This is a genomic window from Desulfocurvus sp., assembly GCF_023230885.1.
Lineage (GTDB): Bacteria > Desulfobacterota > Desulfovibrionia > Desulfovibrionales > Desulfovibrionaceae > Desulfocurvus.
In genome coordinates this window covers 1-23893 of the sequence record NZ_JALNWM010000001.1, presented here as the reverse complement: position 1 = coordinate 23893, position 23893 = coordinate 1, and the positions used below count along the sequence as shown (strand labels likewise).

The window sequence follows — 23893 nt, the reverse complement described above, 5'->3', positions numbered from 1 at the left end:
CGGTCAGTATATCTTGCGCCGCGAGAACGACGAGCCGATGACGCTGAACGTGTTCTCGGCGATGAACAGGGCGTGCTCGTCGGTGGTGAAGACAACCTCCTCCAGGCGCTTGAGCTGCACGTTGTTGACCACGGTCATCAGGATGTCCTTGGGGTTGCCCGTGTAGGCGCCCCGGCCCTGGATGAACGTGCCGCCCAGGCTCAGCTCGTCGCGCAGGCGCTGGCAGATGCGCTCGCTGGCGTCGGAGATGATGTAGACCACCTTGCGCTGGGAGAACAGGGCCAGAAAATACTCCATGACCACCGAGGTGATGAAGACCATGATCAGCGAATCGATGACCAGGTCCACGTCAAGTGCGGCCAGGGTCATGGAGAACAGGCCCAGGTTGAACAGGAAGTAGAACTTGCCGATGCCCAGGTTGTAGCGCTGGAAGAGCATCACGGCGACCACGTCCAGCCCGCCGTTGGACCCCAGGGAGCGCAGGACCATGCCCACCCCCGCCCCGCAGACCACCCCGGCGGCGATGGCCGCGTGCAGCGGGTCGCGGATGCCGAAATCGGCCTGGATGACCTCGAAGGCCACCGAGGACACGACCATAGCCCACAGGCTGTAGTAGAGGAAGCGGCGGCTGATGAAGAACCAGGCCAGGGCGAAGAGCGGGATGTTCAAAAGGAAATAGAGCACCCCGGGGCTGGCCAGCCCGGTGGAATAGTGGGCCAGCAGCGCCACGCCGAACACCCCGCCGGACACGAAGCCGTGGGGCGCCACGATGGCCTTGGCGCCCAGGGAGAACAGCACCGAGCCCACGAAGATGAGCCCGAGGTTCCAGGGCACGGAATAGGTCAGGTCGAAACGCGAACGGGTCATGGCCTCCCCGAGGAGCGCCGCCTGGCGGCGCGCCGGTCTTATGGCTGCTGCGGCGGCACCGGGCCCGGGGGCCCCGGCGCGGACGGACCCCGCGTCCGCCCGCACCGCGCGCCCTCAGCTCCGGCGCCGGTACCAGACATTCATGCTTTCGATGCCGCCCGCGATGTGCGTGTTGTTCACCAGCGTTCCGGCGAAACGGTAGCCCTGGCGGGCGAAGGTCGCGTTCATGCCGTGCGAGGCGGCCCGGGCGATGGTGTAGAACAGGTCCACCCCGCGCCCGGCCATGTCCTTCTCCAGGGCCCGCAGCAGGTGGCGGGCCAGGGCCTTGCCCCGCTGCCGGGGCAGCACGGCGAAGTCGGTCATCTCGGCGTTGCGCGCGGCGTAGTCGGGCTCGGCCGAGGCCAGCCCCACCAGCTCCCCGTCGTGCCAGGCGCCCATGAAGACCACGCCCTGCTCCAGGGCCCGGCGCAGGTAGGCCGGGTCGTGGATGGGGAAGGGATAACTGGCGAAGACGCGGGAGTAAAGCCCGGCCATGACCTCGACGTGCTCCGGGCCGGGCGGGGCCAGGGCCAGCCCCGGAGCCAGGGCCGGGGCGCGGCGCGGCGCGGCGGCCTTGGCCCGCGCCGCGCGCACCACCCCGGCCAGGGCCGCGGGGTCGGCGGGCTCGCGCCGCCGGGGGCACAGGAACTTGCCCAGGAACACCCCGTCCTCGCGCCCGGCGAAAAACCCCGGCACCACGGCCTCCTCACGATAGCCCCGGCGCAGGAACCAGCGCGTCTCGCACGCGGGAACCTTGGCGAAGACCTTGGTGTAGCCCCGGTGCCTGGCCATGTCGTCCAGCACATCCACGATCTGCGGGCAGTCGCCGGGGTCCAGGTGCATCAGGTACACGCGGTTGGACTGCGGCCCGTGCTGCACCGTGGAGCCGCCCAGGGCGGCGATGCGGTCGGCGCTAGTGGTCATGGCGCCTGCGCTCCAGCCGCTCGTTGCCCCGCGGGGTCAGGCTGCGCGTGTCGTCCCAGTCGGTGATGAGCTTCTCGATGCCCACGGCGGTCCACTCCTCGGCGTCGTCGGTCATGAGGCTCAGGGAGCAGGCGTCGCAGCGCCGGTCGCACCCGGCGGCGCGGTAGTCGTCGGGCTCGTCGTAGGTGGCGATGACGCCTTCGTAGTTGCGCAGCACGATCTTGTTCACGCCCCAGGACAGGATGTAGTTGGGCATGACCGGAATCTTGCCCCCGCCGCCGGGCGCGTCGATGACGTAGGTCGGCACGGCGAAGCCGCTGGTGTGCCCGCGCAGGCTCTCCATGATCTCCATGCCCTTGGCCACCGGGGTGCGGAAGTGGGCCAGGCCCTCGGAGAGGTCGCACTGGTATATGTAATAGGGCCGCACCCGGGCGCGAACCAGCTTGCGCACCAGGGCGCGCATGATGCGCGGGCAGTCGTTGACCCCGGCCAGGAGCACGGTCTGGTTGCCCAGGGGGATGCCCGCATCGGCCAGGCGCGCCAGGGCCCGGCGCGACGAGCGCGTGAGCTCGCGCGGGTGGTTGAAATGCGTGTTCAGCCACAGGGGGTGGTGGGTGCGCAGCATGGCCACCAGATCGTCGGTGATCCGGTAGGGCAGCACCACGGGCATGCGTGTGCCGATGCGCACGACCTCCACATGGCCGATGCGCCCCAGCTCGCCCAGCAGCCAATCCAGCCGCTCGTCGGACAGCATCAGCGGATCGCCGCCGGAGAGCAGCACGTCGCGCACCGCCGGGGTGTTGCGGATATAGGCCAGCCCGGCCTCCAGGTCGCGGCGCGAGGGCACGCCCTCGGCGTCGCCGACCTTGCGCTTGCGCGTGCAGTGGCGGCAGTACATGGAGCACAGGTTGCTGACGTGGAAGAGCACCCGGTCGGGGTAGCGGTGGGTGATGCCCGGGGCGGGGCTGTCGCGGTCCTCGTGCAGCGGGTCGGCCATGTCGTGGGGGCCGATCTCCAGCTCGCGCGGCGAGGGGAACGACTGGCGGAACACGGGATCCCCGGCGTAGTCGTTGGCGTCGATGAGCGAGAGGTAGTACGGCGTGACGGACATGGGAAAGCGCCCGGCGGTCAGGGCCACGCGCGCGCGGTGCTCGGGGTCCAGGCGGAATCCGGCCAGGCGCTCGAAGGTTTCCACGTCGCGCACCGAATGCCTCAGGTGCCAGCGCCAGTCGGTCCAGTTGCCCTGGTCGGCCCCGGCGCTGATGCGGCGGGCGACCTCGCGTTGGTGTTCGTTGAAAGCCTGCATGGTCCTCCTCGGGTTGCGGTTGGCGCGGCCTACAGGATCTGCGCGAGGAACTCGCGGGTCCTGGGCTGCTCCGGGGTCTCGAAAATCCGCTCGGGCGGGCCCTGCTCCACCACGACCCCCTCGTCCATGAAGTACACGGTGTCGGCCACCTCGCGGGCGAAGCCCATCTCGTGGGTCACGACCATCATGGTCATGCCCTCGGCGGCCAGCTCGCGCATGACGCCCAGCACCTCGCCCACCAGCTCGGGGTCCAGGGCGCTGGTGGGCTCGTCGAAGAGCATGGCGTCGGGCTCCATAGCCAGGGCGCGGGCGATGGCCACGCGCTGTTTCTGCCCGCCCGAGAGCATCCCGGGATAGGCGTCCACCTTGTCGCCCAGGCCGACCTTTTCCAGGTAGCCCAGGCCCGTCCTGCGCGCCTGGGCCCGGGGCACGCCCTTGACCTGCACCGGGCCCTCCATGACGTTGCCAAGCACCGTCATGTGCGGAAACAGATTGAAATGCTGAAAAACCATGCCCACATGGGTGCGCATGCGGTTGATGGCCCGCTCGTCCTCGGGCACCACCTCGCCCCGGATGCGCACCTCGCCCTTCCGGAAGCGCTCCAGCTTGTTCACGCAGCGCAGGAGCGTGCTCTTGCCCGAGCCGCTGGCGCCGATGACCACCACCACCTCGGACTGGCCCACCGTCATGTCCACCCCGCGCAGGACGTGGTTGTCGCCAAAATACTTGTGCAGGCCGCGGATCTCGATCATTGGCGCCCTCCTAGGCATAGCCACCGGCCTCCAGGCGGCGCTCCACCCTGCGGAAAAGCACCGTGAACAGGCCGGTGTAGAGCAGGTAGAACAACGCGGCGATGGTCAGCATCTCCATCATCATGAAGTTGCTGGAGGCCAGTTGCTGGGACTTGAGCAACAGCTCGTTGATGGTGATGGTGCTGGCCAGGGACGAATCCTTGAGGGCGATGATGAACTGGTTGCCCAGGGGCGGCACCGCGCGCTTGAGCGCCTGGGGCAGGATGATCCGGCGCATGGCCCGGGCGTGGGTCATGCCCAGGGAGCGCGCGGCCTCCATCTGCCCGCCGGAGATGGAGCGGATGGCCCCGGCGAAGATCACCGCGATGTAGGCGCCGTTGTGGACGCCAAGGGCCAACACGGCCGAGGGCACCGCCGCAAGCCCCAGCACCCCGCGCAGGCCGTAGTAGATGAACAGCAGCTGCAACAAAAGCGGCGTGCCGCGGATAACGTAGATGTACAGCCGTGCCGGGCCGTTCAGGGCTAGGCGCGGCGACAGCTGGAGGAAGGCCGTACCCAGGCCCAGGGCCAGGCCCAGGGCGATGCCCAGCACGGTGACCTGCAGGGTCATCCACGCCGCGGGCAGAAAATAGGGAAAATAGTGCGCGAGCACCGAAACGTCGTAGTGCATGGTTGCGTCCTCGGGATGGCGAAGGAAGGCGGGGCGGACGCGCCGCCCCGCCGGGGATGGCTAGCGGACCGAAACGTCCACCCCGAGCCAGCGCATGGAACAGGCTGTCAGCGTGCCGTCCTCGCGCATGGCCGCGAGAATGGCGTTCACCGCGTCGCGCAGGGCGCCGTCGTCCTTGCGGAAGGCCACGCCGATGTCCTCGCTGCGCAGGGGGCCGCCCAGCAGGCGGACGGCGAATTTGCCGCTGTTCATGGCCCCGATGCCGACCACGCGGTCGGTGATCACCGCGTCGACGACGCCGTTGTCCAACTCAAGGAGGGTCTGGGTATCGTCCTTGTACAGGCGCACCTCGCCCGCCCCCAGGGCCTTGGCGTCGCCCTCGAAGGTCGTCCCCGTGACCAGCCCCACCGCGCGTCCGGCCAGTTCGGCGGGCACGGCGTAGGGCGCGTCCTCGCGCACCAGGAGCTGCGCGCCGGAGTAATAGTACGGCTGCGAGAAATCCACGACCTTCTGCCGCTCCTCGGTAATGGCCATGCTGCCCAGGATGCCGTCGTAGGCTCCGGCGCGCAGGCCCTCGATGATCCCGCTCCACTCGGTGGTCACGGGCTTCAGCTTCACGCCCAGGCGCCTGGCCACCTCGGTGGCCACGTCCACGTCGAATCCGACCAGCTCGTTGCTTTCGTTGTAGAAATTGAACGGCGGATAGCCGCCGCTCATGGCGAAGCTGATCTCCCCGGCGGCCTTGACCCGCTCCAGGGCGGTTTCCGGCTCCCGGCCGCATCCGGCCGTCAGGACGACGAGACAGCACGCGGCCAGCAGCGGCAGGGCGCGCAATGGTTTAGGAAGGTTCGGCATGGGCTGCTCCTTGGCTTGCGGTTGACAGGGACGCCCCCCGGGCGCCGCCGCGGGCGAGGCGCAAGACGCGCGGCCAAGGCGGGCGGACCAAAGGAAACCGGGGCACGATGGGGCATGACGCCGGGCGTGGCGTAAAAATCAGCAACACCTGGCATGCGCATGATCCGGGTGAATCAAGGGCGGCAGGAAGAGGATCAATCGAAGAAAATCACTCCACAAATCTTGATACCCGAAACAAACTTCGACATTATATACGGTATCATGGCGGCCATGTCAAATAGGATAGAGCTGCATCATTTAGAGATGACATTACTTTCGAAATGAATAAACCATGTGCATTCGAACATTAAAATCAAAATTATATATTTTTTACCGGAGATGAATACTATAAATTCGCCACTGAACCACGCGGCAAAAGAAGTACAACGGCACAGGATGACGTTTTGGCCCGCCTCTCCACACGGCCCTGCGGGCGGAGGGTTTCCGGCGGCGGCTTTCGCGCCCTTTTGCGGCGGGGCGGGCGCGTGTGCCGCCTGCGCCACCCCCGCGCCAAGACCGCGCACACGCGCAACGGGGCACGAAGCGGCACCCCGTTGCGTGGCGAAACGGCGCGCGGGGATAGCGAAAAATAAATACGAACCATCAGATAATATGATTCGGTCCGTATCGGCGGCGGACTGTGGACATTTGAAGAGATTGACATGCCAATCGATGCGCCGAACAACTTTCGCTGAAGCGTTGATAAAGCGGGAGAAACGGCCGCAACCCCGACTGGCGCGTCTGCCCCGGGCGGGCCGCGCCGCCCCCGGGCGGGTCCGCCGGGCCGGGCCGGGGGCCAGCGGAGACAAAAAACAGGAAAAAAGAATTAAAACGGAAGGCTAAAGCAGAAAAACAGGGCTCCCAGGTGCAAAAGGGTGCGCATTCCTCCTGTTTTTGACCCCACGGCCCCCGGGTCATAGGAGGATAGTCATGATACTCCGGTCCCGGCCCGCAGATGGGCCGCCCCGGAGGCGAAGCCCGCGCATGGGGCAAGGGCGGCTCGTCTTTCTCAATATGCTGCCACAAGCATAATGCGGCCGGGGACCAGAAGACGCCAACCGGCGGCCGCGCAACCAGAGGGAGGTCAACCATGGACATTTCGAGGCGAAGTTTCCTCAAGGTCGCGGGAGCCGGGACCGTGGGGCTGACCCTGGGCCAGCTCGGCCTGGACCTGAGGCCCGTCGCGGCGCACGCCTACGCGATGAAGATCGACGGCGCCAGGGAGGTCATCTCCATCTGCCCGTTCTGCTCGTGCTGCTGCAACGTGCTCATGCACGTCAAGGACGGGACGGTGGTCAACGTCGAGGGCGACCCGGACTATCCGGTGAGCCAGGGGGCGCTGTGCGCCAAGGGCGCGGCGCTGCTGACCATGCACGTCAACGACCACAGGCTGACCAAGCCGCTGTATCGCGCCCCCGGCTCCGCCCACTGGGAAGAGAAGGACTGGGACTGGACCCTGGCGCGCATCGCCCGCCGGCTCAAGGATACCCGCGACCGCGACTTCAAGACCGTCAACGACAAGGGCCAGACCGTCAACCGCGTGGAATCCATCTTCCAGCTCGGCACCTCGCAGATGGACAACGAGGAATGCGCCGTTTCGCACCAGATGCTCCGGGGCCTGGGGGTCGTGCATATCGACCACCAGGCGCGTATCTGACACAGCGCCACTGTACCGGCTCTGGCAGAGTCGTTCGGACGCGGCGCGATGACCAACCACTGGACTGACATCGAAAACGCCAACGCCATCCTCATCATGGGGAGCAACGCGGCGGAGCACCACCCCATCTCCTTCAAGTGGGTCCTCAAGGCCAAGGAGAAGGGCGCGGTGGTCATGCATGTCGATCCCAAATTCTCCAGAACCTCCGCGCGCAGCGACTTCCACGTCCCCCTGCGCTCGGGCACCGACATCGCCTTCCTGGGCGGCATGGTGAAGTACATCCTGGACAACGACAAGTTCTTCCACGACTACGTCGTCCAGTACACCAACGCGGCCTGCATCGTGGGCGAGAAGTTCTCCTTCTCCAACGGCCTGTTCGCCGGCTTCGACAAGAAGACCAGGCGCTATGACCGCAGCCTGTGGGCCTTCGAGCGCGACGAGAACGGCCTGCCCCGGCGCGACACGAGCCTCAAGCACAAGCGGTGCGTGCTGAACCTCATGCGCGCCCACTACGGCCGCTACACCCTGGACCGCGTGTCCAGCACCACCGGCGTCTCGCGCGAGAACCTGATGCGCGTGTACGAGGCCTTCGCCGCCACGGGCGCCCCCGACAAGGCCGGAACCATGATGTACGCCCTGGGCTGGACCCAGCACACCGTGGGCGTGCAGAACATCCGCCTGGCGGCCATCATCCAGCTCCTGCTGGGCAACATCGGCGTGGCGGGCGGCGGCATCAACGCCCTGCGCGGCGAACCCAACGTCCAGGGCTCCACGGACCACGCCCTGCTTTACCACATCCTGCCCGGCTACCTGCCGATGGTGCAGGCCAAATGGCCGACCCTGGCCGACTACAACAAGGCCAACACCCCGGTCTCCAACGACCCGCAAAGCGCCAACTGGTGGCAGAACAGGCCCAAGTACATGGCCAGCCTGCTCAAGTCCTGGTTCGGCGACAACGCCACCGAGCAGAACGAGTTCTGCTACGGCCTGCTGCCGCGCCTGGACGAGCACGGCGACTACTCGCTCATGTACCTCTTCGACAGGATGTACAAGGGCCAGATCAGCGGCGGCTTCGTCTTCGGCACCAACCCTGCCCAGAGCGCGCCCAACACGCACAAGACCCGGCGCGCCCTGTCCAACCTGGACTGGCTCGTGGTCGGCGAGCTGCACCACACCGAAACCTCGGACTTCTGGCGCGGCCCGGGCATGAACCCCTCGGACATCGGCACCGAGGTCTTCCTGCTGCCCAGCGCCCAGCGCGGCGAGAAGGAAGGCAGCATCACCAACTCCGGGCGCTGGCTCATGTGGCACTACATGGCCCAGCAGCCCATCGGCGAGAGCCGCTCCCTGGGCGCCATGGTGGTGGACATCATGAACGCCGTGCGCAAGCTCTACCGCCAGGAGCCCGGAGCCTTCCCCGAGCAGCTGCTCATGCACGACTGGCCCCAGGCCTTCGACCCCGACCGCATCGCCAAGCGCAACAACGGCTGGTTCACCCGCGATGTGGAAATCGGCGGCGTGGCCTACAAGAAGGGCCAGCAGATACCCGGCTTCGGCAACCTCCAGACGGACGGCTCCACGGCCTGCTCCTCCTGGCTGCAATGCGGCTCCTACCTCGACTCCGGCAACCTCGCCAAGCGGCGCGACCTGAGCCAGACCCCCATGCAGGCCAACATCGGGCTGTTCCCGAACTTCGCCTGGGCCTGGCCCATGAACCGGCGCGTGCTCTACAACCGCGCCTCCGTGGACGCCAACGGCAGGCCGTGGAACCCGGCCAAGCCGGTCATCTCCTGGGAGGACGGCAAGTGGGTGGGCGACGTGCCCGACGGCGGCTGGCCGCCCATGGCCAGCGGCAAGGGCAAGCTGCCCTTCATCATGGCCGCCGACGGCTACGGCCAGCTCTACGGCCCCGGCCGCCTGGACGGCCCGCTGCCCGAGCACTACGAGCCCGCCGAAACCCCGCTGGCCAGGAACCCCTTCTCGGGCCAGCTGAGCAACCCGTGCATGAAGCGCATGATCAGCGACGCCGACCCCCTGGCCAAGCCCGCCGACAAGCGCTACCCCATCGTGCTCACGACCTACTGCCTGACCGAGCACTGGTGCGGCGGCGGCGAGACGCGCAACACCCCCGTGCTGCTTGAGGCCGAGCCCCAGCAGTATGTGGAGATGTCGCCCGAACTGGCCAAGGAGAAGGGCATCGCCAACGGCGACGTGGTGGTGGTGGAAAGCGCGCGCGGCCGCGTGGAGGCCGTGGCGATGGTCACTGTGCGGATGCGCCCGCTGCCTGTGGAAGGCCGGATCATCCACGAGATCGGCATGCCCTTCTGCTTCGGATGGACAACGCCCAAGTGCGGCGACGCCGTGAACCGGCTGACCCCCGCCGTGGGCGACCCCAACACGACCATCCCGGAGTACAAGGTCAGCCTCGTGAACATCCGCAAGGCCGACAAGGTGACCGAACTGTAGCCAACCCGCCGGGCGGGCGGGAACGCGCCCCCCGCCCGGCGGACCACCAAGGAGTCGGACATGCCCAAGGCATTCTTCATTGACACCACGCGCTGCACGGCGTGCCGGGGATGCCAGGTCGCCTGCAAGGAATGGCACAACCTGCCCGCGGTGCAGACCCGCCAGACCGGGACGCACCAGAATCCCCCGGACCTGAACCCGTTCAACTACAAGCTCGTGCGCTTCAGCGAGCACCTCATCGACGGCGTCATCCGCTGGTACTTCTTCCCGGACCAGTGCCGCCACTGCTTCCAGCCGCCCTGCCTGTTCACCGCCGAGGACTATGTGCCCGGCGCCATCGTGCAGGACGAGGACACCGGAGCGGTGCTCTACACCGACCTGACCAGGCACCTGAGCGCCGAGGAGTTCGAGGAGGTGCGCCACGCCTGCCCCTACGACATCCCGCGCCGCGACAGCGGCACCGGGCTGGTCTCCAAGTGCGACATGTGCATCGACCGCGTGAAGAACGACAAGCTGCCCATGTGCGTCAATACCTGCGCAATGGGGGCCATGCACTTCGGCGAGTACGACGACATCCGGGCGCTGGCCGAAAAGCGCCTGGAGGTCGTGCGCGGGGAGTTCCCCAACGCGTCGCTGGCCAACCCCGACGACGTGGCGGTGGTCTACCTGCTGGCCGACGAGCCCGAACGGCTGCACCAGCACGCCGTGGCCCAGGCACCCGCACCCATGACCCGCAAGCAATTGCTTGCCCGGCTGGCCCGGCCCCTGAACAAGGCCAGCCGCGCCTAAGCACACCTCCAACCGTCGGCGGACGGGGGCCCGGGGCCCCCGTCCGCCGCACGCACAAGGCGATATGATGGATCGAAGCCAAGAACTGGAACGACTGCGCACCTGGACCGAGCGGCTGCGAACCGAAAACGCCTCCCTGGCAGGGGTTCTCGACGCCTTCGCGCCGCTGTTCGCCGAACTGCTCAAGACCAGGGCCGCCCTGCTGGCGGCGGGCCTCTCCCCCGTGGACCCCGACCCCCAGCGGCTGGCCCGGCGCCTGCCCCGCTTCGTGGACGCGCCCCTTGGCGAGTACGCCCAGGCATTCCTGGCCTCGGCCAGGCGCATCCTGCCGGTGATGGCCCGCTCCTTCCCCGGCATCTCCGAGGACCTGCGCAAGCTCATGTATGCCCTGGAATCCGACGCCGTGGACTCGGCGGCGCTCATGGAGGGCGTTGTTCGCGGCGACGAGGCGGCCCTGGCGCGCCAGGCCAAAAGCCTTGGCGTGGACGCCCGCAGCCTGGAGCTGGCGGCGGGCCTGGCCCTGCGGCCCGTGCTGGAGGCCGTGGGCTCCGAGGTCGCCCGGGCCGCGACCCTGGGCGCCTGGGGCCAGGGCTACTGCCCCGTATGCGGCGCGCTGCCCGCGCTGGCCATCCTGCGCAGCTCCGGCCAGGACGACGCCTACCTGAAGAACCACGGCGGCCAGCGCTGGCTGCACTGCTCGCGCTGCGCGGCCCAGTGGCGCTTCCAGCGCCACGCCTGCCCGCACTGCGGCAACGAGGAGCACGGGACGCTGGAATACCGCCATCCCGAGGGCCGGGCCGAGGCCCGCGCCGACCTGTGCCGCAAGTGCAACCGCTACCTGGCGACCTGCGACGCCTCGGGCGCCTTGGACGAACCGGTGGCCGACGTGGCCGCCCTGGGCCTGCTGCCCATGGACGTGGTCATGCAGCGCGACGGATTCGCCCCGGTGGCCCGCACGGCCTGGAACAGCCTGGACCCCTGACCGCAGGAGGAAGGAAATGAAGACGCTACTCGCCGCCGCGCTGGCGGCCATGATTCTGACCGGTTGCGCGACCTTCGGCTCCAGCGGGGCCGACGACCAGACGCTCCTGGAATGCCGCGCCCAGGCCGACGAAATCCACAAGGCGCGCTACACGCCGCAGTGGGAGGCCGCAGTGCGGGACTGCGCGGCGGCCCGGGGCCAGACCGCGCCCTAGCGCCGCACCGGCCAGGGAAACAGCTCGTCCGCCAGGGCGAAGGCGTGATCCTGCACGGCGTGCAGCCAGGCCTCGTAGGCTTCGAGCAGCCGGAGCCCCTCGGCGGACAGGCTGTAGCCGCTCTTGTTGCCGCCGGTCTTGACCACCAGGCTCCGGCCCAGGTTCTCCTCGACCTTCTTGATGTGCCCCCAGGCCGCCCGGTAGGACATGCCCAGGTTCCTCACCGCGCCGGACAGGGAGCCGCTGCGCTCGATCTCGCGCAGCAGCATGGCGCAGCCCGGCCCGAAAACGAGCCTGTCCTCATGCTCCAGCCATATCTTGACCCGCATCCTGGGTTGCAGCTTGTCCATGCGTTCCTTCCTTTGGGGCTTGCGCCAGCCCGTCGTGGCGCAGCCCCACCCTAGCAGTTTCCCCGGGCGCGGGAAACTCTCCGTAACGAGGCATTTTCACAGGGGTTCCCTCTTGACCTGTAACAGCGGTCGTGCTCAACTGGGCACAAGGTGAATATGCTCACAAGAGCATAGCAAGGCTGGTCGCCCGGCCACCGGGCGGCCCGAGTATAAAGTCCCCGCAACGCAAGAGGTTGCGCCAGTGATGAAGTCCGTTCCCGTCCACGAGGCGGTGGGGATGGTGCTGTGCCACGACATGACGCGCATCGTCCCCGGAGAATACAAGGGCCCGGCGTTCCGCAAGGGCCACGTCGTCACCCGCGACGACATCGAGCCCCTGCTGCGGATCGGCAAGGAGCACATCTACGTCCTGGACCTGGAGCCCGGGCAGCTCCACGAAAACGACGCGGCCCGGCGCATAGCCGAGGCCGCCGCCGGGCCGGGGCTGACCCTGTCCCCGGTCTGCGAGGGGCGCATCAACCTGCGCGCCGAGCCCGGGCTGCTGTGCGTCAACGTCCAGGCCCTGGCGCGCATCAACGCCATCGACGAGGTGGTGCTGGCCACGCTGCACACCGGCCAGCACATCGCCGCCCCGCGCGACGTGGCCGGAACCCGCGTGGTGCCCCTGGTCATCGACGAGGCCAAGATCGCCCGGGTGGAGGCCATCTGCGCCGAGAACAGCCCGGTGATCCAGGTCAAGCCGCTGCGGCCCCTGTCCGTTGGCGTGGTCACCACCGGCAGCGAAATCTACAGCGGGCGCATCCAGGACAAGTTCGGCCCGGTCATCCGCGACAAATTCGGCGCCCTGGGCTCGACGGTGGTCGGCCAGCGCTTTGTCGGCGACGACCCCCGGGCCACCTGCGCGGCCATCGAGGCGTTCCTGGCCGAGGGCGCGCAGATGGTCGTCGTCACGGGCGGCATGTCCGTGGACCCCGACGACCAGACCCCCGCGGCCATCCGCGCCACGGGGGCCGAGGTGGTCACCTACGGCGCCCCGACCTTCCCGGGCGTCATGTTCATGCTGGCCTACAAGGGCGATGTGCCCATCGTCGGGCTGCCGGGCTGCGTCATGTATTACCGGGCGAGTATCTTCGACCTGGTGGTGCCGCGCATCCTGGCCGGGGAGCGGCCCACGCGCGAGGACATCACGGCCCTGGGCCACGGCGGCTTCTGCGCCGGGTGCCCGGAGTGCCGCTACCCGGTGTGTCCCTTTGGCAAATAGGCGAGGCCGCGCCCCGGGCGGGGCGCAGGCCGTCGCGGAAAAACACCCCGCACAAGGAGGGGAACCATGCTCAGACTGACTCTCAACGTCAACGGCGTGGACCGCATGGTGCTGGCCGATCCGGAAAGCACCCTGGTCCAGTATCTGCGCGAGGGCCTCGGGCTGACCAGCGTCAAGGTCGGCTGCGGCACGGGCCAGTGCGGCGCGTGTACCGTCTACATGGACGGCAAACTGGTCCGCTCCTGCACGCGCAAGATGAGCCGCGTGCAGTCCGGCTCCCGCATCCTGACCCTGGAGGGCATCGGCACCCCCGGGCAGCTGCACCCCATCCAGCTGGCCTGGATCGCCCACGGCGGCGCCCAGTGCGGCTTCTGCTCCCCGGGCTTCATCGTTTCCACCTACGCCCTGCTGGAAGCCAACCCCGCCCCCACCCGCGAGGAGGTGCGCGACTGGTTCCAGAAGCACCGCAACGCCTGCCGCTGCACCGGCTACAAGCCCCTGGTGGACGCGGTCATGGACGCCGCCGCCGTCCTGCGCGGCGACATGAGCACCGACGAACTGCTGTTCAAGGTTCCCGAGGACGGGCGCATCTGGGGCACCAAGTACCCCCGGCCCACGGCGGTGGCCAAGGTCACCGGAACGTGGGACTTCGGCGCCGACCTGGCCCTGCGCCTGCCCCCCGGCAGTCTGCATTGCGCCCTGGTCCAGGCCGAGGTGTCCCACGCCAGGATCCTGGCCATCGACACCGCCGAGGCCGAGAAGATGCCCGGCGTCTTCAAGGTCGTGACCCACAAGGATGTCAAGGGCAAGAACCGCATCACCGGCCTGATCACCTTCCCCACCAACAAGGGCGACGGCTGGGACCGGCCCATCCTGTGCGACGAGAAGGTCTTCCAGTTCGGTGACGCCCTGGCCATCGTCTGCGCCGACACCGAGGCCAACGCCAAGGCCGCGGCGGCCAAGGTCCGCGTCGAGCTGGAGCAGCTGCCCGAGTACATGAGCGCCCAGGCGGCAATGGCCGAGGACGCCATGGAAATCCACCCCGGCACGCCCAACGTCTATTACACCCAGAAGATCGCCAAGGGCGAGGACACCGCGCCCATCTTCGAGAAGGCCGACGTGGTCGTGGAAGGCGACTACTTCACCACCCGCCAGCCGCACATGCCCATCGAGCCCGACACGGGCTTCGCCTACCTCGACGAGCAGGGCCGGCTGGTGATCCACTCCAAGTCCATCGGCCTGCACCTGCACCTGTACATGATCGCCCCCGGCCTGGGCCTGGAGCCCGACAAGATCGTCATGGTCCAGAACCCCACGGGCGGCACCTTCGGCTACAAGTTCAGCCCGACGATGGAGGCCCTGGTGGGCGCGGCCTGCCTGGCCACCGGCCGCCCCGTGTACCTCAACTACACCTGGTTCCAGCAGCAGACCTACACCGGCAAGCGCTCGCCCCAGTTCACCTCCGTGCGCATGGCCGCCACCAAGGACGGCAAGCTCCTGGGCATGGAGACCGACTGGACCGTGGACCACGGCCCCTACTCCGAGTTCGGCGACCTGCTGACCCTGCGCGGCGCCCAGTTCATCGGCGCGGGCTATGACATCCCGGCCATCCGCGGCGAGGGCCGCACCGTGTGCACCAACCACGCCTGGGGCGCGGCCTTCCGCGGCTACGGCGGCCCCGAGGCGGAATTCGCCTCCGAGGTGCTCATGGACGAGCTGGCCGAAAAGCTGGGCATGGACCCACTGGAGCTGCGCTACAAGAACGTCTACCGCAAGGGCTCGACCACGCCCACGGGCCAGGACCCCGAGGTCTACTCCCTGCCCGAGATGATCGACAAGCTGCGCCCCAGGTACGAGGAAGCCAGGAAGCGCGCCGCCGCCTCCTCCACCGACGCCGTGAAGCGCGGCGTGGGCGTGGCCGTGGGCGTGTACGGCTCGGGCCTCGACGGCCCCGACTCCTCCGAGGTGGACGTGGAGCTGAACGAGGACGGCGGCGTGACCGTGTACACCTGCTGGGAAGACCACGGCCAGGGCGCGGACATGGGCTCCCTGGGCACGGCCCACGAGGCCCTGCGCCCGCTGGGCATCGCCCCCGACAGGATCCGCCTGGTCATGAACGACACCAGCAAGGCCCCCAACGCGGGCCCCGCCGGCGGCAGCCGCTCCCAGGTCATGGCCGGGCAGGCGACCAAGAACGCCTGCGAGGTGCTCATCGCGGCCATGAAGAAGCCCGACGGCTCCTTCCGCACCCATGACGAAATGAAGGCCGAGGGCCTGGCCCTGCGCTACAGCGGCAAGTTCACCGCACCGGCCCGCGACTGCGACGCCAACGGCCAGGGCAGCCCCTTCTGCTGCTACATGTACGGCCTGTTCATGGCCGAGGTCGCCGTGGAGATCGCCACCGGCAAGACCACCGTGGAGAAGATGACCATGGTGGCCGACATCGGCAAGGTGAACAACTTCCTGGTCACCGACGGCCAGATCTACGGCGGCATCGCCCAGGGCATCGGCCTGGCCCTGTCCGAAGACTACGAGGACATCAAGAAGCACTCGACCATGGTCGGGGCGGGCTTCCCGTACATCAAGCAGATCCCCGACGACATCGAGATCGTCTATGTGGAAACCCCGCGCCCCGACGGCCCCTTCGGCGCCTCGGGCGCGGGCGAGATCCCGCTGTGCGCTCCGCACCCGGCGATCATCAACGCCATCTACAACGCCTGCGGCGTGCGCATCACCGCCCTTCCGGCCCTGCCGGAGAAGGTGCTTGCCGGGCTGAAGGCCAAGGCGTAAGCAAACCATGAAACAGGCGGCGGCGCTGCGGGTTGCCGCAGTGCCGCCGCCTTCTTTTTTGGGAGGGCGCCGATGGGCATGGACCAAAAGGAATTGCGCCAGTGGGAGGCCCGCTGCACCCAGGAGGAACCCCCGCGCTGCCAGGCGGCCTGTCCGCTGCACCTGGACGCCCGGGGCCTGTGCACGGCCCTGGCCGAAGGCCGGGTGGACGCGGCCTGGGCCACGGCCTGCCGCACCCTGCCCCTGCCCGGGGTCATGGCCCGCATCTGCGACGCGCCCTGCCGGGCGGCCTGCCTGCGCTCCGGGCTGGGCGGCGCAGTGGAAATGGGCGCGCTGGAGCGCTTCCTGGCCCGGGCCGCCACGCGCACCCCGCCCGTGCGGCCCCTGCCCGCCCGGGGCAAGGCCGTCCTGGTGCTCGGCGACGGGCTGGCCGGGCTGGCCTGCGCCTGGGACCTGGCCAGGAAGGGCTACGCCGTGACCCTCGCGGCCCGCGACCCGGGCCGCGCCCTGCTCGCCCGCCACGGCGACGAGCTGCCCGAGGCCGCCCTGGCCGAAGCCCTGGCCGCCCTGGAGCGCATGGGCGTTGCCCTGCGCACCGGCGCCGACCCCAGCCCGGCCCTGGCCGCCCGCGAGGACGACCCCCACGCCCTGCCCGAGGGCGTGGACGCCGTGTTCGCGGACCCCGAAACCCTGAGCCCGCAGGCCCTGGGCCTGGGCGAGCCCGACGCACTGACCCTGGGCACCACCCGCCTGGGCCTGTTTGCCGCGCCCCTGCCTGCGGGCGGGGCCGCGGGCGCGCCCCCGTCCCCGGCGCTGCTGGCGGCCCTGGGGCGGCGCGCGGCCAATTCCATCGAGCGCTTCACCCAGGGCGCGTCCCTCACGGCGGGGCGCGAACGCGAGGGCCCCTTCGACTCGCGCCTGTCCACGGACCTGGACGGCGTGGCCCCCGCTCCCCCGGCCCCCCTGCCCGCCCAAGGCGCCGACGCCGCCTGGGCCCGGGCCGAGGCCGCGCGCTGCCTGCGCTGCGAGTGCATGCAGTGTGTGCGCCGCTGCGCCTACCTGGAGCACTACAAGGGCTACCCCAAGACCTACGCACGCCAGATCTACAACAACGCCTCCATCGTCATGGGCATGCGCCAGGCCAACACCATGCTCAACTCCTGCATGATCTGCGGGCTGTGCGAAACCGTGTGCCCCGAGGACTTCGACATGGGCGGGCTGTGCCTCACGGCGCGGCGCGACATGGTCGAGCGCGGCAAGATGCCGCCCTCGGCCCACGAGTTCGCCCTGGACGACATGGCCCAGGCCTGCGGGCCGGACTGCGCCCTGGCCCGCCACGCCCCCGGCCAGGACGCCAGCGCCTTCGCCTTTTTCCCCGGCTGCCAGCTCCCGGCTTCGGACCCCGGGGCCGTGGAGCGGGCCTACGCCCTGGCGCGCGCGGCCCTGCCGGGGCCAACGGGGCTGCTCCTGCGCTGCTGCGGCGCCCCGGCGCACTGGGCCGGACGCGAAGCCCTCCTCGCCCAGACGGGCGAGGCCCTGCGCGCAGACTGGCTGGCCCTGGGCCGGCCGGAGCTGGTGGTCGCCTGCCCCACCTGCGTCCTGACCCTGCGCCGCGTCCTGCCCGAGGCACGCATCGGCACCCTGTGGGCGGCCCTGGCCGGGCCCGGCGCCCCGGCCCCCGGGGCCGCATCCGGCGAGGCCCTGGCCGTGCACGACCCCTGCGCGTCGCGCCACGACCCGGCCCAGCGCCAGGCCGTGCGCGAGCTGCTGCACCGCCTGGGCCGCACGACGGTGGAGCCAGCCCTCACGGGCGAATACACCGAGTGCTGCGGCTTCGGCGGCCTGCTCGACGCGGCCAACCCCGCCCTGGGCGCCCAGGTCGCCGCCCGGCGCGCCCGGGCCGCCCAGGAGGACTTCGTCACCTCCTGCGCCATGTGCCGCGACATGCTCGCCCGCGCGGGCAAGCGCGCCCTGCACCTGCTGGACCTGCTGGCCCCGGGCGAGGAGCCCGACCCGGCGGCGCGCCCGGCCCCCGGGCACTCCGCCCGCCGCGAAAACCGCGTGCGCCTGCGCGAGGGCCTGCTGCGCGGGCTGTGGGCCGAGGAGCCCGGGCCGCGCCCGGCCCACGAGGCCCTGGCCCTGACCATCGCCCCCGAGGCCGCCCGGGCCATGCAGGACCGGCGCATCCTGACCACCGACCTGCAAAAGGTCATCCTGCATGCCCGCGAGACGGGGCGGGCCCTGGTCGACGCCGCCACGGGCCGCCACCTGGCCAGCCTGCGCCCCGGCCCGGTGACCTACTGGGTGGAATACGAGCCCGACGGCGCGGGCGGATTCCTGGTCCACAAGGCCTGGAGCCACCGCATGCAGATCATGGGAGGCCCCGCATGAGCACCCTGAAGGTTCTGGACGGCGACTACTCCGGCTGGCGCTGCGCGGCCTGCGGACAGTCCCTGGTCATGGCCCCGGCGGTCCTGGAATACATGGGCAGCCGCTTCGAGGTGGAGCTGCCGCGCTGCCCGGCCTGCGGCCTGACCCTGGTGCCCGAGGACCTGGCTCTGGGCAAGATGCTCGAAGTGGAAAAGCTCCTGGAGGACAAGTGAGCCCCGGCCCCGGCCCCGGCCCCGGCCCCGGCCCCGACCTCGGCCCCGCCCCCCGGGCCGCGCCGTGCGCCGTGCCCTCGTGGCGCGACCCGGCCGTGCGCGCCGCCGCCGGGCCGACCCTGCGCCCCGGGGGCTTCGCGCTGACCGAGCGCGCCGTGGCCCTGGCCGGGCTGCGCCCCGGCTGGCCGGTGCTCGATGTCGGCGCGGGCAGCGGGGCCAGCGTGGCCCGGCTGCGCAGTCGCCACGGCGCCCGGGCCGTGGGCCTGGAGCCCGACCCCGGGCAGCTCGGCGCCCCTGCGGCACCCGGGCTGCCCCTGGCGCGCGCCGTGGCCGAGGCCCTGCCCGTGCGCTCGGGCAGCCAGCGGCTGGTGTTGTGCGAATGCGTGCTCTCCCTGGTGCCCGACCCGGCGACGGCCCTGGGGGAATTCGCCCGCGTGCTGGCCCCGGGCGGGACGCTGGCCCTGGCCGACCTCTGCCTGCCCCCGGGCGCGCCCCGGTCCAAGGCCGCCCCGGGCGGCGCGGCCCCGTCCTGCGTCGCCGGGGCCATGACTGTGGCCGGGGTGACGGCCCTGGTGCGCGCCGCCGGGCTCGACCCCGTGGCCGTGGAGGACCACGGCGCCCTGGCCCGGGAGCTGGCGGCCCGGCTGGCCCTGTGCGGCGCGGCCCCGGGGTGCGCGGCGCGGCGCGGCTATTTCCTGCTTCTGGCCCGCAAACCCGGAGAACCGAGATGACCGACACGATGAGCGACACCTCCCTGCGCATGGCGCGGCTGGCGGGCGCCGGTTTCTGCTGCGCCCAGATTTTCGTGCTCCTGGCCCTGGAGGACCTGGGGCGGGACAACCCCGACCTGGTGCGCGCCGCCCAGGGCCTGTGCCTGGGCGCGGGCGACTGCGCCGGGCCCTGCGGCGCCCTGACCGGGGCGGCCCTGGTCCTTGGGCTGCACGCGGGCCGGGGCCAGGCCGGGGAGCAGCCCCACGACCGCCTGCCGCTGATGCTGGCCGAACTGAACGACTGGTTCCGGGAAACCGTGGGCGCGCGCCACGGCGGGGTGCACTGCGGGGCCATCACCGGCGGGGACTGCACGGCGCCCGACCGGGCCGTGTGCGGGGCCATCGTGGCCGAGACCTTCGAGCGGACCCTGGACCTGCTGGCCGAAAACGGCATCGACCCCACCCAGGGCCGCCCGGCATGAGCGCCCCCGAGGCCCGGCAGCCCACGGCCAGCGTCTGCCCCGTCTGCCTGAGGACCATCCCGGCCCGGCGCGAGACGGCCGACGGGGTGACCCGGCTGGTGAAGGCCTGCCCGCTCCACGGCGAGTTCTCCACGCCCGTGTGGCGCGGGGCCCCGGCCTTCGAGGGCTGGCTGCGGCCCAAGACGCCCTCGCCCCCGGCCGAACCCGCCACGCCCCGGGCCCGGGGCTGCCCGTACGACTGCGGCCTGTGCCCGGACCACGGCCAGCACACCTGCACCGCCCTGGTGGAGGTCACCTGGCGCTGCAACCTGACCTGCCCGCTGTGCTTCGCCAGCGCGGGCGAAACCCCGCGTCCCGACCCGACCCCCGAGGCCGTGGCCCGGCTGCTGGAGGGCGTCATGCGCCACTCCGGGCCGTGCAATATCCAGCTCTCGGGCGGGGAACCCACGGTGCGCGACGACCTGCCCGCCCTGGTGGCCCTGGCCAAGGGCGCGGGCTTCCCCTTCGTGCAGCTCAACACCAACGGCCTGCGCATCGCCCGCGAGGACGGCTACGCCGAGGCCCTGGCCGCCGCCGGGCTGGATTCGGCCTTCCTGCAATTCGACGGCGTGACCCAGCGGCCCTACGAGATCCTGCGCGGGCGGCCCCTGCTGGAAGAAAAGCTCGCCGCCGTGGAGCGCCTGTCGCGCGCCGGGGTGGGGGTGGTCCTGGTGCCCACGGTGGTTCCGGGGGTCAACGCCACCGAGCTGGGCGCCATCCTGCGCCTGGGCGTGGAACGGGCTCCGGGGGTGCGCGGGGTGCACTTCCAGCCCGTGAGCTATTTCGGGCGCCACCCGGGCCCCCCGGCCGACGCGGCGCGCATCACCCTGCCCGAGGTCATGACCGCCCTGGAGGCCCAGACCGGCGGGCTCGTCCGCGCCGCCGACTTTTCGCCCCCGGGCTGCGAGCACGCCCTGTGCTCCTTCAACGCCAGCTACCTTGTGGGCGAGGACGGCGGCCTGACGCGCCTGTCGCGCGGGGGCGGGAACTGCTGCGCCCCGCGCCCCGCCGCCGAGGGCGCGGACAAGGCCAAGGCCTATGTGGCCCGCCAGTGGGCCGCCCCCCGGGGCGCGGCCCTGCCCATGGCCGGGCCCGCCGACGACCTGGACCGCTTCCTGGCCCGGGCGCGCACGCACATCTTCGCCGTTTCGGGCATGGCCTTCCAGGACGCCTGGACCCTGGACCTGGAGCGCCTGCGCGGCTGCTGCATCCATGTGGCCGCGCCCGACGGACGGCTGATTCCCTTTTGCGCCTACAACCTCACGGCCACGGACGGCTCGCCGCTGCACAGGAGCACCGCTGGCCGCCGCACCAGCCATGACGCCCCTTGACCGCTGGCTGAACCGGCGCATGGGCCGCCCCGCCCCGGGGCCGCCCCCCGGCCCCGAAGAGCTTGCGGCCTGGCAGATGGCCCGCCTGCGCGAAACCGTGACCCTGGCCCGGCGCGAGAGCCCCTTCTACGGCCAGCTCCTGGCGGACGCGGACCCCGCCACCCTGCGCGCTCCGGCCGACCTGGCCCGCCTGCCGCGCATGGACGCCCAGACCCTGCGCCAGGCGCCCGAGCGCCTGCTGTGCACTTCCCAGGACGAGGTGGCCCGGGTGGTCACCCTGTCCACCTCGGGCTCCACGGGCGCGCCCAAGCGCCTGTTCTTCACCCGGGCCGACCTGGACGCCACGGTGGATTTCTTCCGCCACGGCATGGAGCTGCTCGCCGCCCCCGGCGACACGGTGCTGGCCCTGCTGCCGGGCGCCAGCCAGGACGGCGTGGGCCGACTCCTGGCCCGGGGCGTGGAGGCCCTGGGCGGGCGCTGCCTGTGCTGCCCCGAGCCCTGGGACGTTCCGGCGGCCCTGGCCCTGCTGGAAGGCTCCGGCGCCCGGGTGCTGGTGGGCACGCCGGTCCACGTCCACGCACTGGCGCGGCTGGCGGCGGCCCGGAGCCCGGGGCCCGGCCCGGTGCGCCGGGCGCTGCTCTGCTGGGACACGCCGCCCCCGGGGCTGGCCCGGCGCGTGGAAACCCTGCTGGGCTGCGCCGTCCACGAACACTGGGGCATGACCGAAACCGGGCTGGGCGGCGCCGTGGGCTGCGGCCAGGGCCCGGGCATGCACCTGCGCGAGGCCGACCTGCTGGTGGAAATCACCGACCCGGCCACGGGCGCGCCCGTGGCCGACGGCCAGTGGGGCGAAATCGTGATCAGCACCCTGGGCCGCCGGGCCATGCCGCTCATCCGCTACCGCAGCGGCGACGCCGGGCGCCTGCTGCCCGGGGCCTGCCCCTGCGGCAGCCCCCTGCGGCGGCTGGACACGGTGCCCGGGCGGCTGGCCGCAGGCGGCGAACCGGGGCGCGCCGCCCTGGACGCCGAACTGCTGGCCCTGGCGGGCGTCCTGGACTATGCCTTGAGCCGGGGGCCGGACCCCGAAGATTTGCGACTGGACCTGTACCTCGCGCCCGGCGCGGCGGACCCCGCGCGGGCCGCGGCCCGCGTCCTGGCGGCCCCGCCCTGGGGCGTCCCGCGCCCTGTGGTGCGGGTCGCCGCGCGCGACGGGCGCATCGCCCCGGGCTTCGCCAAACGGGCCATGCCCCGGACAAACCACGGAGAAACGTCATGAACGATTGCCTACGCGCCGTGCGCACGGCGCTGGAAGCGGGAGAGGAACTGGTGCTGGCCACCGTGGTCTCCAGCAGCGGCTCCACCCCGCGCGGAGCCGGGGCCATGATGGCCGTGCGGCCCGACGGGAGCATCGAGGGCACCGTGGGCGGCGGCCTGCTGGAGGCCCGGGCCATGCGTGCCGCCGGGGAGCTGTTCTCCCGGGGCCCGGCCGCGGCCCTGCTGCAACGCCACGAGCTGGACAACGAACTGGCCGCCAAGGCCGACATGGTCTGCGGCGGGCGGGTGACCGTGCTGCTGGAGCGCCTGGGCGGCGCCGACGCCCCGGTCTTCGCGGCCCTGGACGACGCCCTGCGCCAGGGGCGGCGCGTGACGCTGCTCGCGGCCCTGGACGACGCCCCGCAGGACCGGGGGCCGGGGGCCTTGCGCGTCGCGGCCCGGGCCGCCCTGGCCCCCGGGCAGACCCCGCCACCCTGGCCCGGGCGCGACGCCGCCGCCCTGGCCTCGGTGCTGGCCCAGGCCCAGGCATCGGGGCGGCCCCAGGCCGTCCCCGGCCCGGGGGGCCTGCTGGCGGCTCTGCCTCTGGCCCCGCAACCCGCCGTGTTCATCTTCGGCGCCGGGCACGTCTCGCGGCCCACTGCCCAGGTGGCGCGCATCGCGGGCTTCCGCACCGTGGTTCTGGACGACCGCGCCGAGTTCGCCAACCGGGAGCGCTTCCCCGACGCCGACGCCGTGCTGGTGCCGCCCTCCCTGGACCGGGCCCTGGAGGGCCTGGAGGTAGGCGAGGCCGATTCGCTGGTCATCGTCACCCGGGGCCACCTGCACGACAAGACCGTGCTGGCCGCCGCCCTGAAGACCCCGGCGCGCTATGTGGGCATGATCGGCAGCACCCGCAAGCGCGACGCCGTGTATGCCGCCCTGCGCGAGGAGGGCGTGGCCGACGCGGCCATCGCCCGCTGCCACTGCCCCATCGGCCTGGCCATCGGCGCGCGTACGCCCGAGGAAATCGCCGTGAGCATCGTGGCCGAACTGGTGCAATGCCGCGCGGCGGCCGAGGGCGGCAAATGATCGCGGCGCAGAACGGGCCGGGCTTCCCCGCCGTTCCGGACGGCCTGCGCCTGGGCGCCGTGGTGCCTGCGGCAGGGCTGTCCTCGCGCATGGGGCGGCTCAAGCCCGCCCTGCCCCTGGGTACGGCCACGGTGCTGGAGTGCGCCGTGGCCTGCCTGCGCGAGGCCGGGGCCGCCGAGGTGGTGGTGGTCACGGGCCGCGAGGCCGACACCGTGGGCGCCCTGGCCCGGCGCGCCGGGGCCCGCCCGGTGCATAACCCGCGCTACGCCGAGGGCATGTTCGGGTCCATGACCACGGGCATGGCCGCCCTGGGGCCGGAGGTGGACGCCTTTTTCGTGCTCCCGGCCGACACGCCCCTGGTCCGCCCGGCCACCTGCCGCGCCGTGGCCGGGGCCCTTGCGGCGAGCGGCGCGGACTGGGCCGT

General features: G+C 71.2%; 21 protein-coding genes. 14 read left to right on the top strand and 7 right to left on the bottom strand.

Translation table 11 applies throughout. The annotated features are described in order from the left end of the window. Positions 1-3: 3 nt before the first annotated feature. The 6 genes from M0P34_RS00105 to M0P34_RS00080 all read right to left on the bottom strand — a co-directional run bounded on the left by M0P34_RS00105 (position 4) and on the right by M0P34_RS00080 (position 5413). Positions 4-867, bottom strand: coding sequence for a YitT family protein (locus tag M0P34_RS00105; RefSeq protein ID WP_291495043.1), 864 nt, complete (start codon positions 865-867; stop codon positions 4-6). A 114-nt stretch (positions 868-981) separates the two neighbouring features. After that, positions 982-1830, bottom strand: a complete 849-nt coding sequence (gene ablB, locus M0P34_RS00100; RefSeq protein WP_291495041.1) for a putative beta-lysine N-acetyltransferase — start codon at positions 1828-1830, stop codon at positions 982-984. Next, complete coding sequence (gene ablA / locus M0P34_RS00095) at positions 1820-3136, bottom strand: lysine 2,3-aminomutase (protein ID WP_291495039.1); 1317 nt, start codon at positions 3134-3136, stop codon at positions 1820-1822. Before ablA ends, ablB begins: the two co-directional genes overlap by 11 nt. A gap of 29 nt (positions 3137-3165) precedes the next feature. After that, entirely contained in the window at positions 3166-3888 is a 723-nt protein-coding gene (locus tag M0P34_RS00090) for an amino acid ABC transporter ATP-binding protein (RefSeq protein ID WP_291495037.1), read from the bottom strand. Between the two features lie 10 nt (positions 3889-3898). Continuing rightward, complete coding sequence (locus M0P34_RS00085) at positions 3899-4558, bottom strand: amino acid ABC transporter permease (RefSeq protein ID WP_291495035.1); 660 nt, start codon at positions 4556-4558, stop codon at positions 3899-3901. Positions 4559-4618: 60 nt separating this feature from the next. After that, positions 4619-5413 (bottom strand): ABC transporter substrate-binding protein, encoded by a 795-nt coding sequence (locus M0P34_RS00080; RefSeq protein WP_291495033.1) that lies wholly within the window; start codon positions 5411-5413, stop codon positions 4619-4621. A 1129-nt stretch (positions 5414-6542) separates the two neighbouring features. Here M0P34_RS00080 and fdnG point away from each other — a divergent pair. The 4 genes from fdnG to M0P34_RS00060 all read left to right on the top strand — a co-directional run bounded on the left by fdnG (position 6543) and on the right by M0P34_RS00060 (position 11560). Continuing rightward, positions 6543-9575: a formate dehydrogenase-N subunit alpha gene (fdnG, locus tag M0P34_RS00075; protein WP_291495031.1), complete on the top strand. Its 3033-nt coding sequence runs from the start codon at positions 6543-6545 to the stop codon at positions 9573-9575. Between the two features lie 60 nt (positions 9576-9635). Beyond that, positions 9636-10364 carry a 4Fe-4S dicluster domain-containing protein gene (locus M0P34_RS00070; RefSeq protein WP_291495029.1) on the top strand — a complete coding sequence of 243 codons (729 nt, stop codon included), beginning with the start codon at positions 9636-9638 and terminating at the stop codon, positions 10362-10364. A gap of 64 nt (positions 10365-10428) precedes the next feature. Continuing rightward, positions 10429-11346 (top strand): formate dehydrogenase accessory protein FdhE, encoded by a 918-nt coding sequence (locus tag M0P34_RS00065; RefSeq protein ID WP_291495027.1) that lies wholly within the window; start codon positions 10429-10431, stop codon positions 11344-11346. A 16-nt stretch (positions 11347-11362) separates the two neighbouring features. After that, positions 11363-11560: a hypothetical protein gene (locus tag M0P34_RS00060; protein ID WP_291495025.1), complete on the top strand. Its 198-nt coding sequence runs from the start codon at positions 11363-11365 to the stop codon at positions 11558-11560. Here M0P34_RS00060 and M0P34_RS00055 read toward each other — a convergent pair. Beyond that, positions 11557-11910 carry a LysR family transcriptional regulator gene (locus M0P34_RS00055; RefSeq protein WP_291495023.1) on the bottom strand — a complete coding sequence of 118 codons (354 nt, stop codon included), beginning with the start codon at positions 11908-11910 and terminating at the stop codon, positions 11557-11559. The two genes, M0P34_RS00060 and M0P34_RS00055, sit on opposite strands and share 4 nt — an antisense overlap. Before the next feature lie 244 nt (positions 11911-12154). Between M0P34_RS00055 and M0P34_RS00050 the strand changes: the two genes are divergently transcribed. From M0P34_RS00050 to M0P34_RS00005, 10 genes are all read left to right on the top strand, one after another. Beyond that, positions 12155-13171: a molybdopterin-binding protein gene (locus M0P34_RS00050; protein ID WP_291495021.1), complete on the top strand. Its 1017-nt coding sequence runs from the start codon at positions 12155-12157 to the stop codon at positions 13169-13171. A gap of 66 nt (positions 13172-13237) precedes the next feature. Beyond that, a complete protein-coding gene (locus M0P34_RS00045) occupies positions 13238-15961 on the top strand; it encodes a molybdopterin-dependent aldehyde oxidoreductase (protein ID WP_291495019.1) in 2724 nt (907 codons plus the stop codon). Positions 15962-16033: 72 nt separating this feature from the next. After that, positions 16034-18352, top strand: a complete 2319-nt coding sequence (locus tag M0P34_RS00040; protein WP_366061655.1) for a pyridine nucleotide-disulfide oxidoreductase/dicluster-binding protein — start codon at positions 16034-16036, stop codon at positions 18350-18352. Continuing rightward, positions 18349-18564, top strand: coding sequence for a DVU_1557 family redox protein (locus M0P34_RS00035; RefSeq protein ID WP_291495017.1), 216 nt, complete (start codon positions 18349-18351; stop codon positions 18562-18564). Before M0P34_RS00040 ends, M0P34_RS00035 begins: the two co-directional genes overlap by 4 nt. Further along, the gene (gene trsM / locus M0P34_RS00030; RefSeq protein WP_291495015.1) at positions 18561-19295 is read left to right on the top strand and encodes a DVU_1556 family methyltransferase; all 735 of its coding nucleotides are present in this window, start codon (positions 18561-18563) and stop codon (positions 19293-19295) included. The genes M0P34_RS00035 and trsM overlap by 4 nt, the downstream gene beginning before the upstream one ends. Further along, positions 19292-19756, top strand: a complete 465-nt coding sequence (locus M0P34_RS00025) for a DVU_1555 family C-GCAxxG-C-C protein (RefSeq protein WP_291495013.1) — start codon at positions 19292-19294, stop codon at positions 19754-19756. Before trsM ends, M0P34_RS00025 begins: the two co-directional genes overlap by 4 nt. After that, positions 19753-21126, top strand: a complete 1374-nt coding sequence (gene trsS / locus M0P34_RS00020; RefSeq protein WP_291495010.1) for a radical SAM (seleno)protein TrsS — start codon at positions 19753-19755, stop codon at positions 21124-21126. Before M0P34_RS00025 ends, trsS begins: the two co-directional genes overlap by 4 nt. After that, positions 21113-22402, top strand: coding sequence for a DVU_1553 family AMP-dependent CoA ligase (locus M0P34_RS00015; protein ID WP_291495008.1), 1290 nt, complete (start codon positions 21113-21115; stop codon positions 22400-22402). The genes trsS and M0P34_RS00015 overlap by 14 nt, the downstream gene beginning before the upstream one ends. Further along, entirely contained in the window at positions 22399-23469 is a 1071-nt protein-coding gene (locus M0P34_RS00010; RefSeq protein WP_291495006.1) for an XdhC family aldehyde oxidoreductase maturation factor, read from the top strand. Before M0P34_RS00015 ends, M0P34_RS00010 begins: the two co-directional genes overlap by 4 nt. Beyond that, a partial coding sequence (locus M0P34_RS00005) for an NTP transferase domain-containing protein (protein ID WP_291495004.1) occupies positions 23466-23893 on the top strand: 428 nt, incomplete at its 3' end. The genes M0P34_RS00010 and M0P34_RS00005, both read left to right, overlap by 4 nt.

What these genes read in the sequence shown, in the direction of transcription:
- M0P34_RS00105 (WP_291495043.1), bottom strand. Translation starts at nt 867, where the DNA reads ATGACCCGTTCGCGTTTCGACCTGACCTATTCCGTGCCCTGGAACCTC.
- ablB (WP_291495041.1), bottom strand. Translation starts at nt 1,830, where the DNA reads ATGACCACTAGCGCCGACCGCATCGCCGCCCTGGGCGGCTCCACGGTG.
- ablA (WP_291495039.1), bottom strand. Translation starts at nt 3,136, where the DNA reads ATGCAGGCTTTCAACGAACACCAACGCGAGGTCGCCCGCCGCATCAGC.
- M0P34_RS00090 (WP_291495037.1), bottom strand. Translation starts at nt 3,888, where the DNA reads ATGATCGAGATCCGCGGCCTGCACAAGTATTTTGGCGACAACCACGTC.
- M0P34_RS00085 (WP_291495035.1), bottom strand. Translation starts at nt 4,558, where the DNA reads ATGCACTACGACGTTTCGGTGCTCGCGCACTATTTTCCCTATTTTCTG.
- M0P34_RS00080 (WP_291495033.1), bottom strand. Translation starts at nt 5,413, where the DNA reads ATGCCGAACCTTCCTAAACCATTGCGCGCCCTGCCGCTGCTGGCCGCG.
- M0P34_RS00070 (WP_291495029.1), top strand. Translation starts at nt 9,636, where the DNA reads ATGCCCAAGGCATTCTTCATTGACACCACGCGCTGCACGGCGTGCCGG.
- M0P34_RS00065 (WP_291495027.1), top strand. Translation starts at nt 10,429, where the DNA reads ATGATGGATCGAAGCCAAGAACTGGAACGACTGCGCACCTGGACCGAG.
- M0P34_RS00060 (WP_291495025.1), top strand. Translation starts at nt 11,363, where the DNA reads ATGAAGACGCTACTCGCCGCCGCGCTGGCGGCCATGATTCTGACCGGT.
- M0P34_RS00055 (WP_291495023.1), bottom strand. Translation starts at nt 11,910, where the DNA reads ATGGACAAGCTGCAACCCAGGATGCGGGTCAAGATATGGCTGGAGCAT.
- M0P34_RS00050 (WP_291495021.1), top strand. Translation starts at nt 12,155, where the DNA reads ATGAAGTCCGTTCCCGTCCACGAGGCGGTGGGGATGGTGCTGTGCCAC.
- M0P34_RS00045 (WP_291495019.1), top strand. Translation starts at nt 13,238, where the DNA reads ATGCTCAGACTGACTCTCAACGTCAACGGCGTGGACCGCATGGTGCTG.
- M0P34_RS00040 (WP_366061655.1), top strand. Translation starts at nt 16,034, where the DNA reads ATGGGCATGGACCAAAAGGAATTGCGCCAGTGGGAGGCCCGCTGCACC.
- M0P34_RS00035 (WP_291495017.1), top strand. Translation starts at nt 18,349, where the DNA reads ATGAGCACCCTGAAGGTTCTGGACGGCGACTACTCCGGCTGGCGCTGC.
- M0P34_RS00025 (WP_291495013.1), top strand. Translation starts at nt 19,292, where the DNA reads ATGACCGACACGATGAGCGACACCTCCCTGCGCATGGCGCGGCTGGCG.
- trsS (WP_291495010.1), top strand. Translation starts at nt 19,753, where the DNA reads ATGAGCGCCCCCGAGGCCCGGCAGCCCACGGCCAGCGTCTGCCCCGTC.
- M0P34_RS00015 (WP_291495008.1), top strand. Translation starts at nt 21,113, where the DNA reads ATGACGCCCCTTGACCGCTGGCTGAACCGGCGCATGGGCCGCCCCGCC.
- M0P34_RS00010 (WP_291495006.1), top strand. Translation starts at nt 22,399, where the DNA reads ATGAACGATTGCCTACGCGCCGTGCGCACGGCGCTGGAAGCGGGAGAG.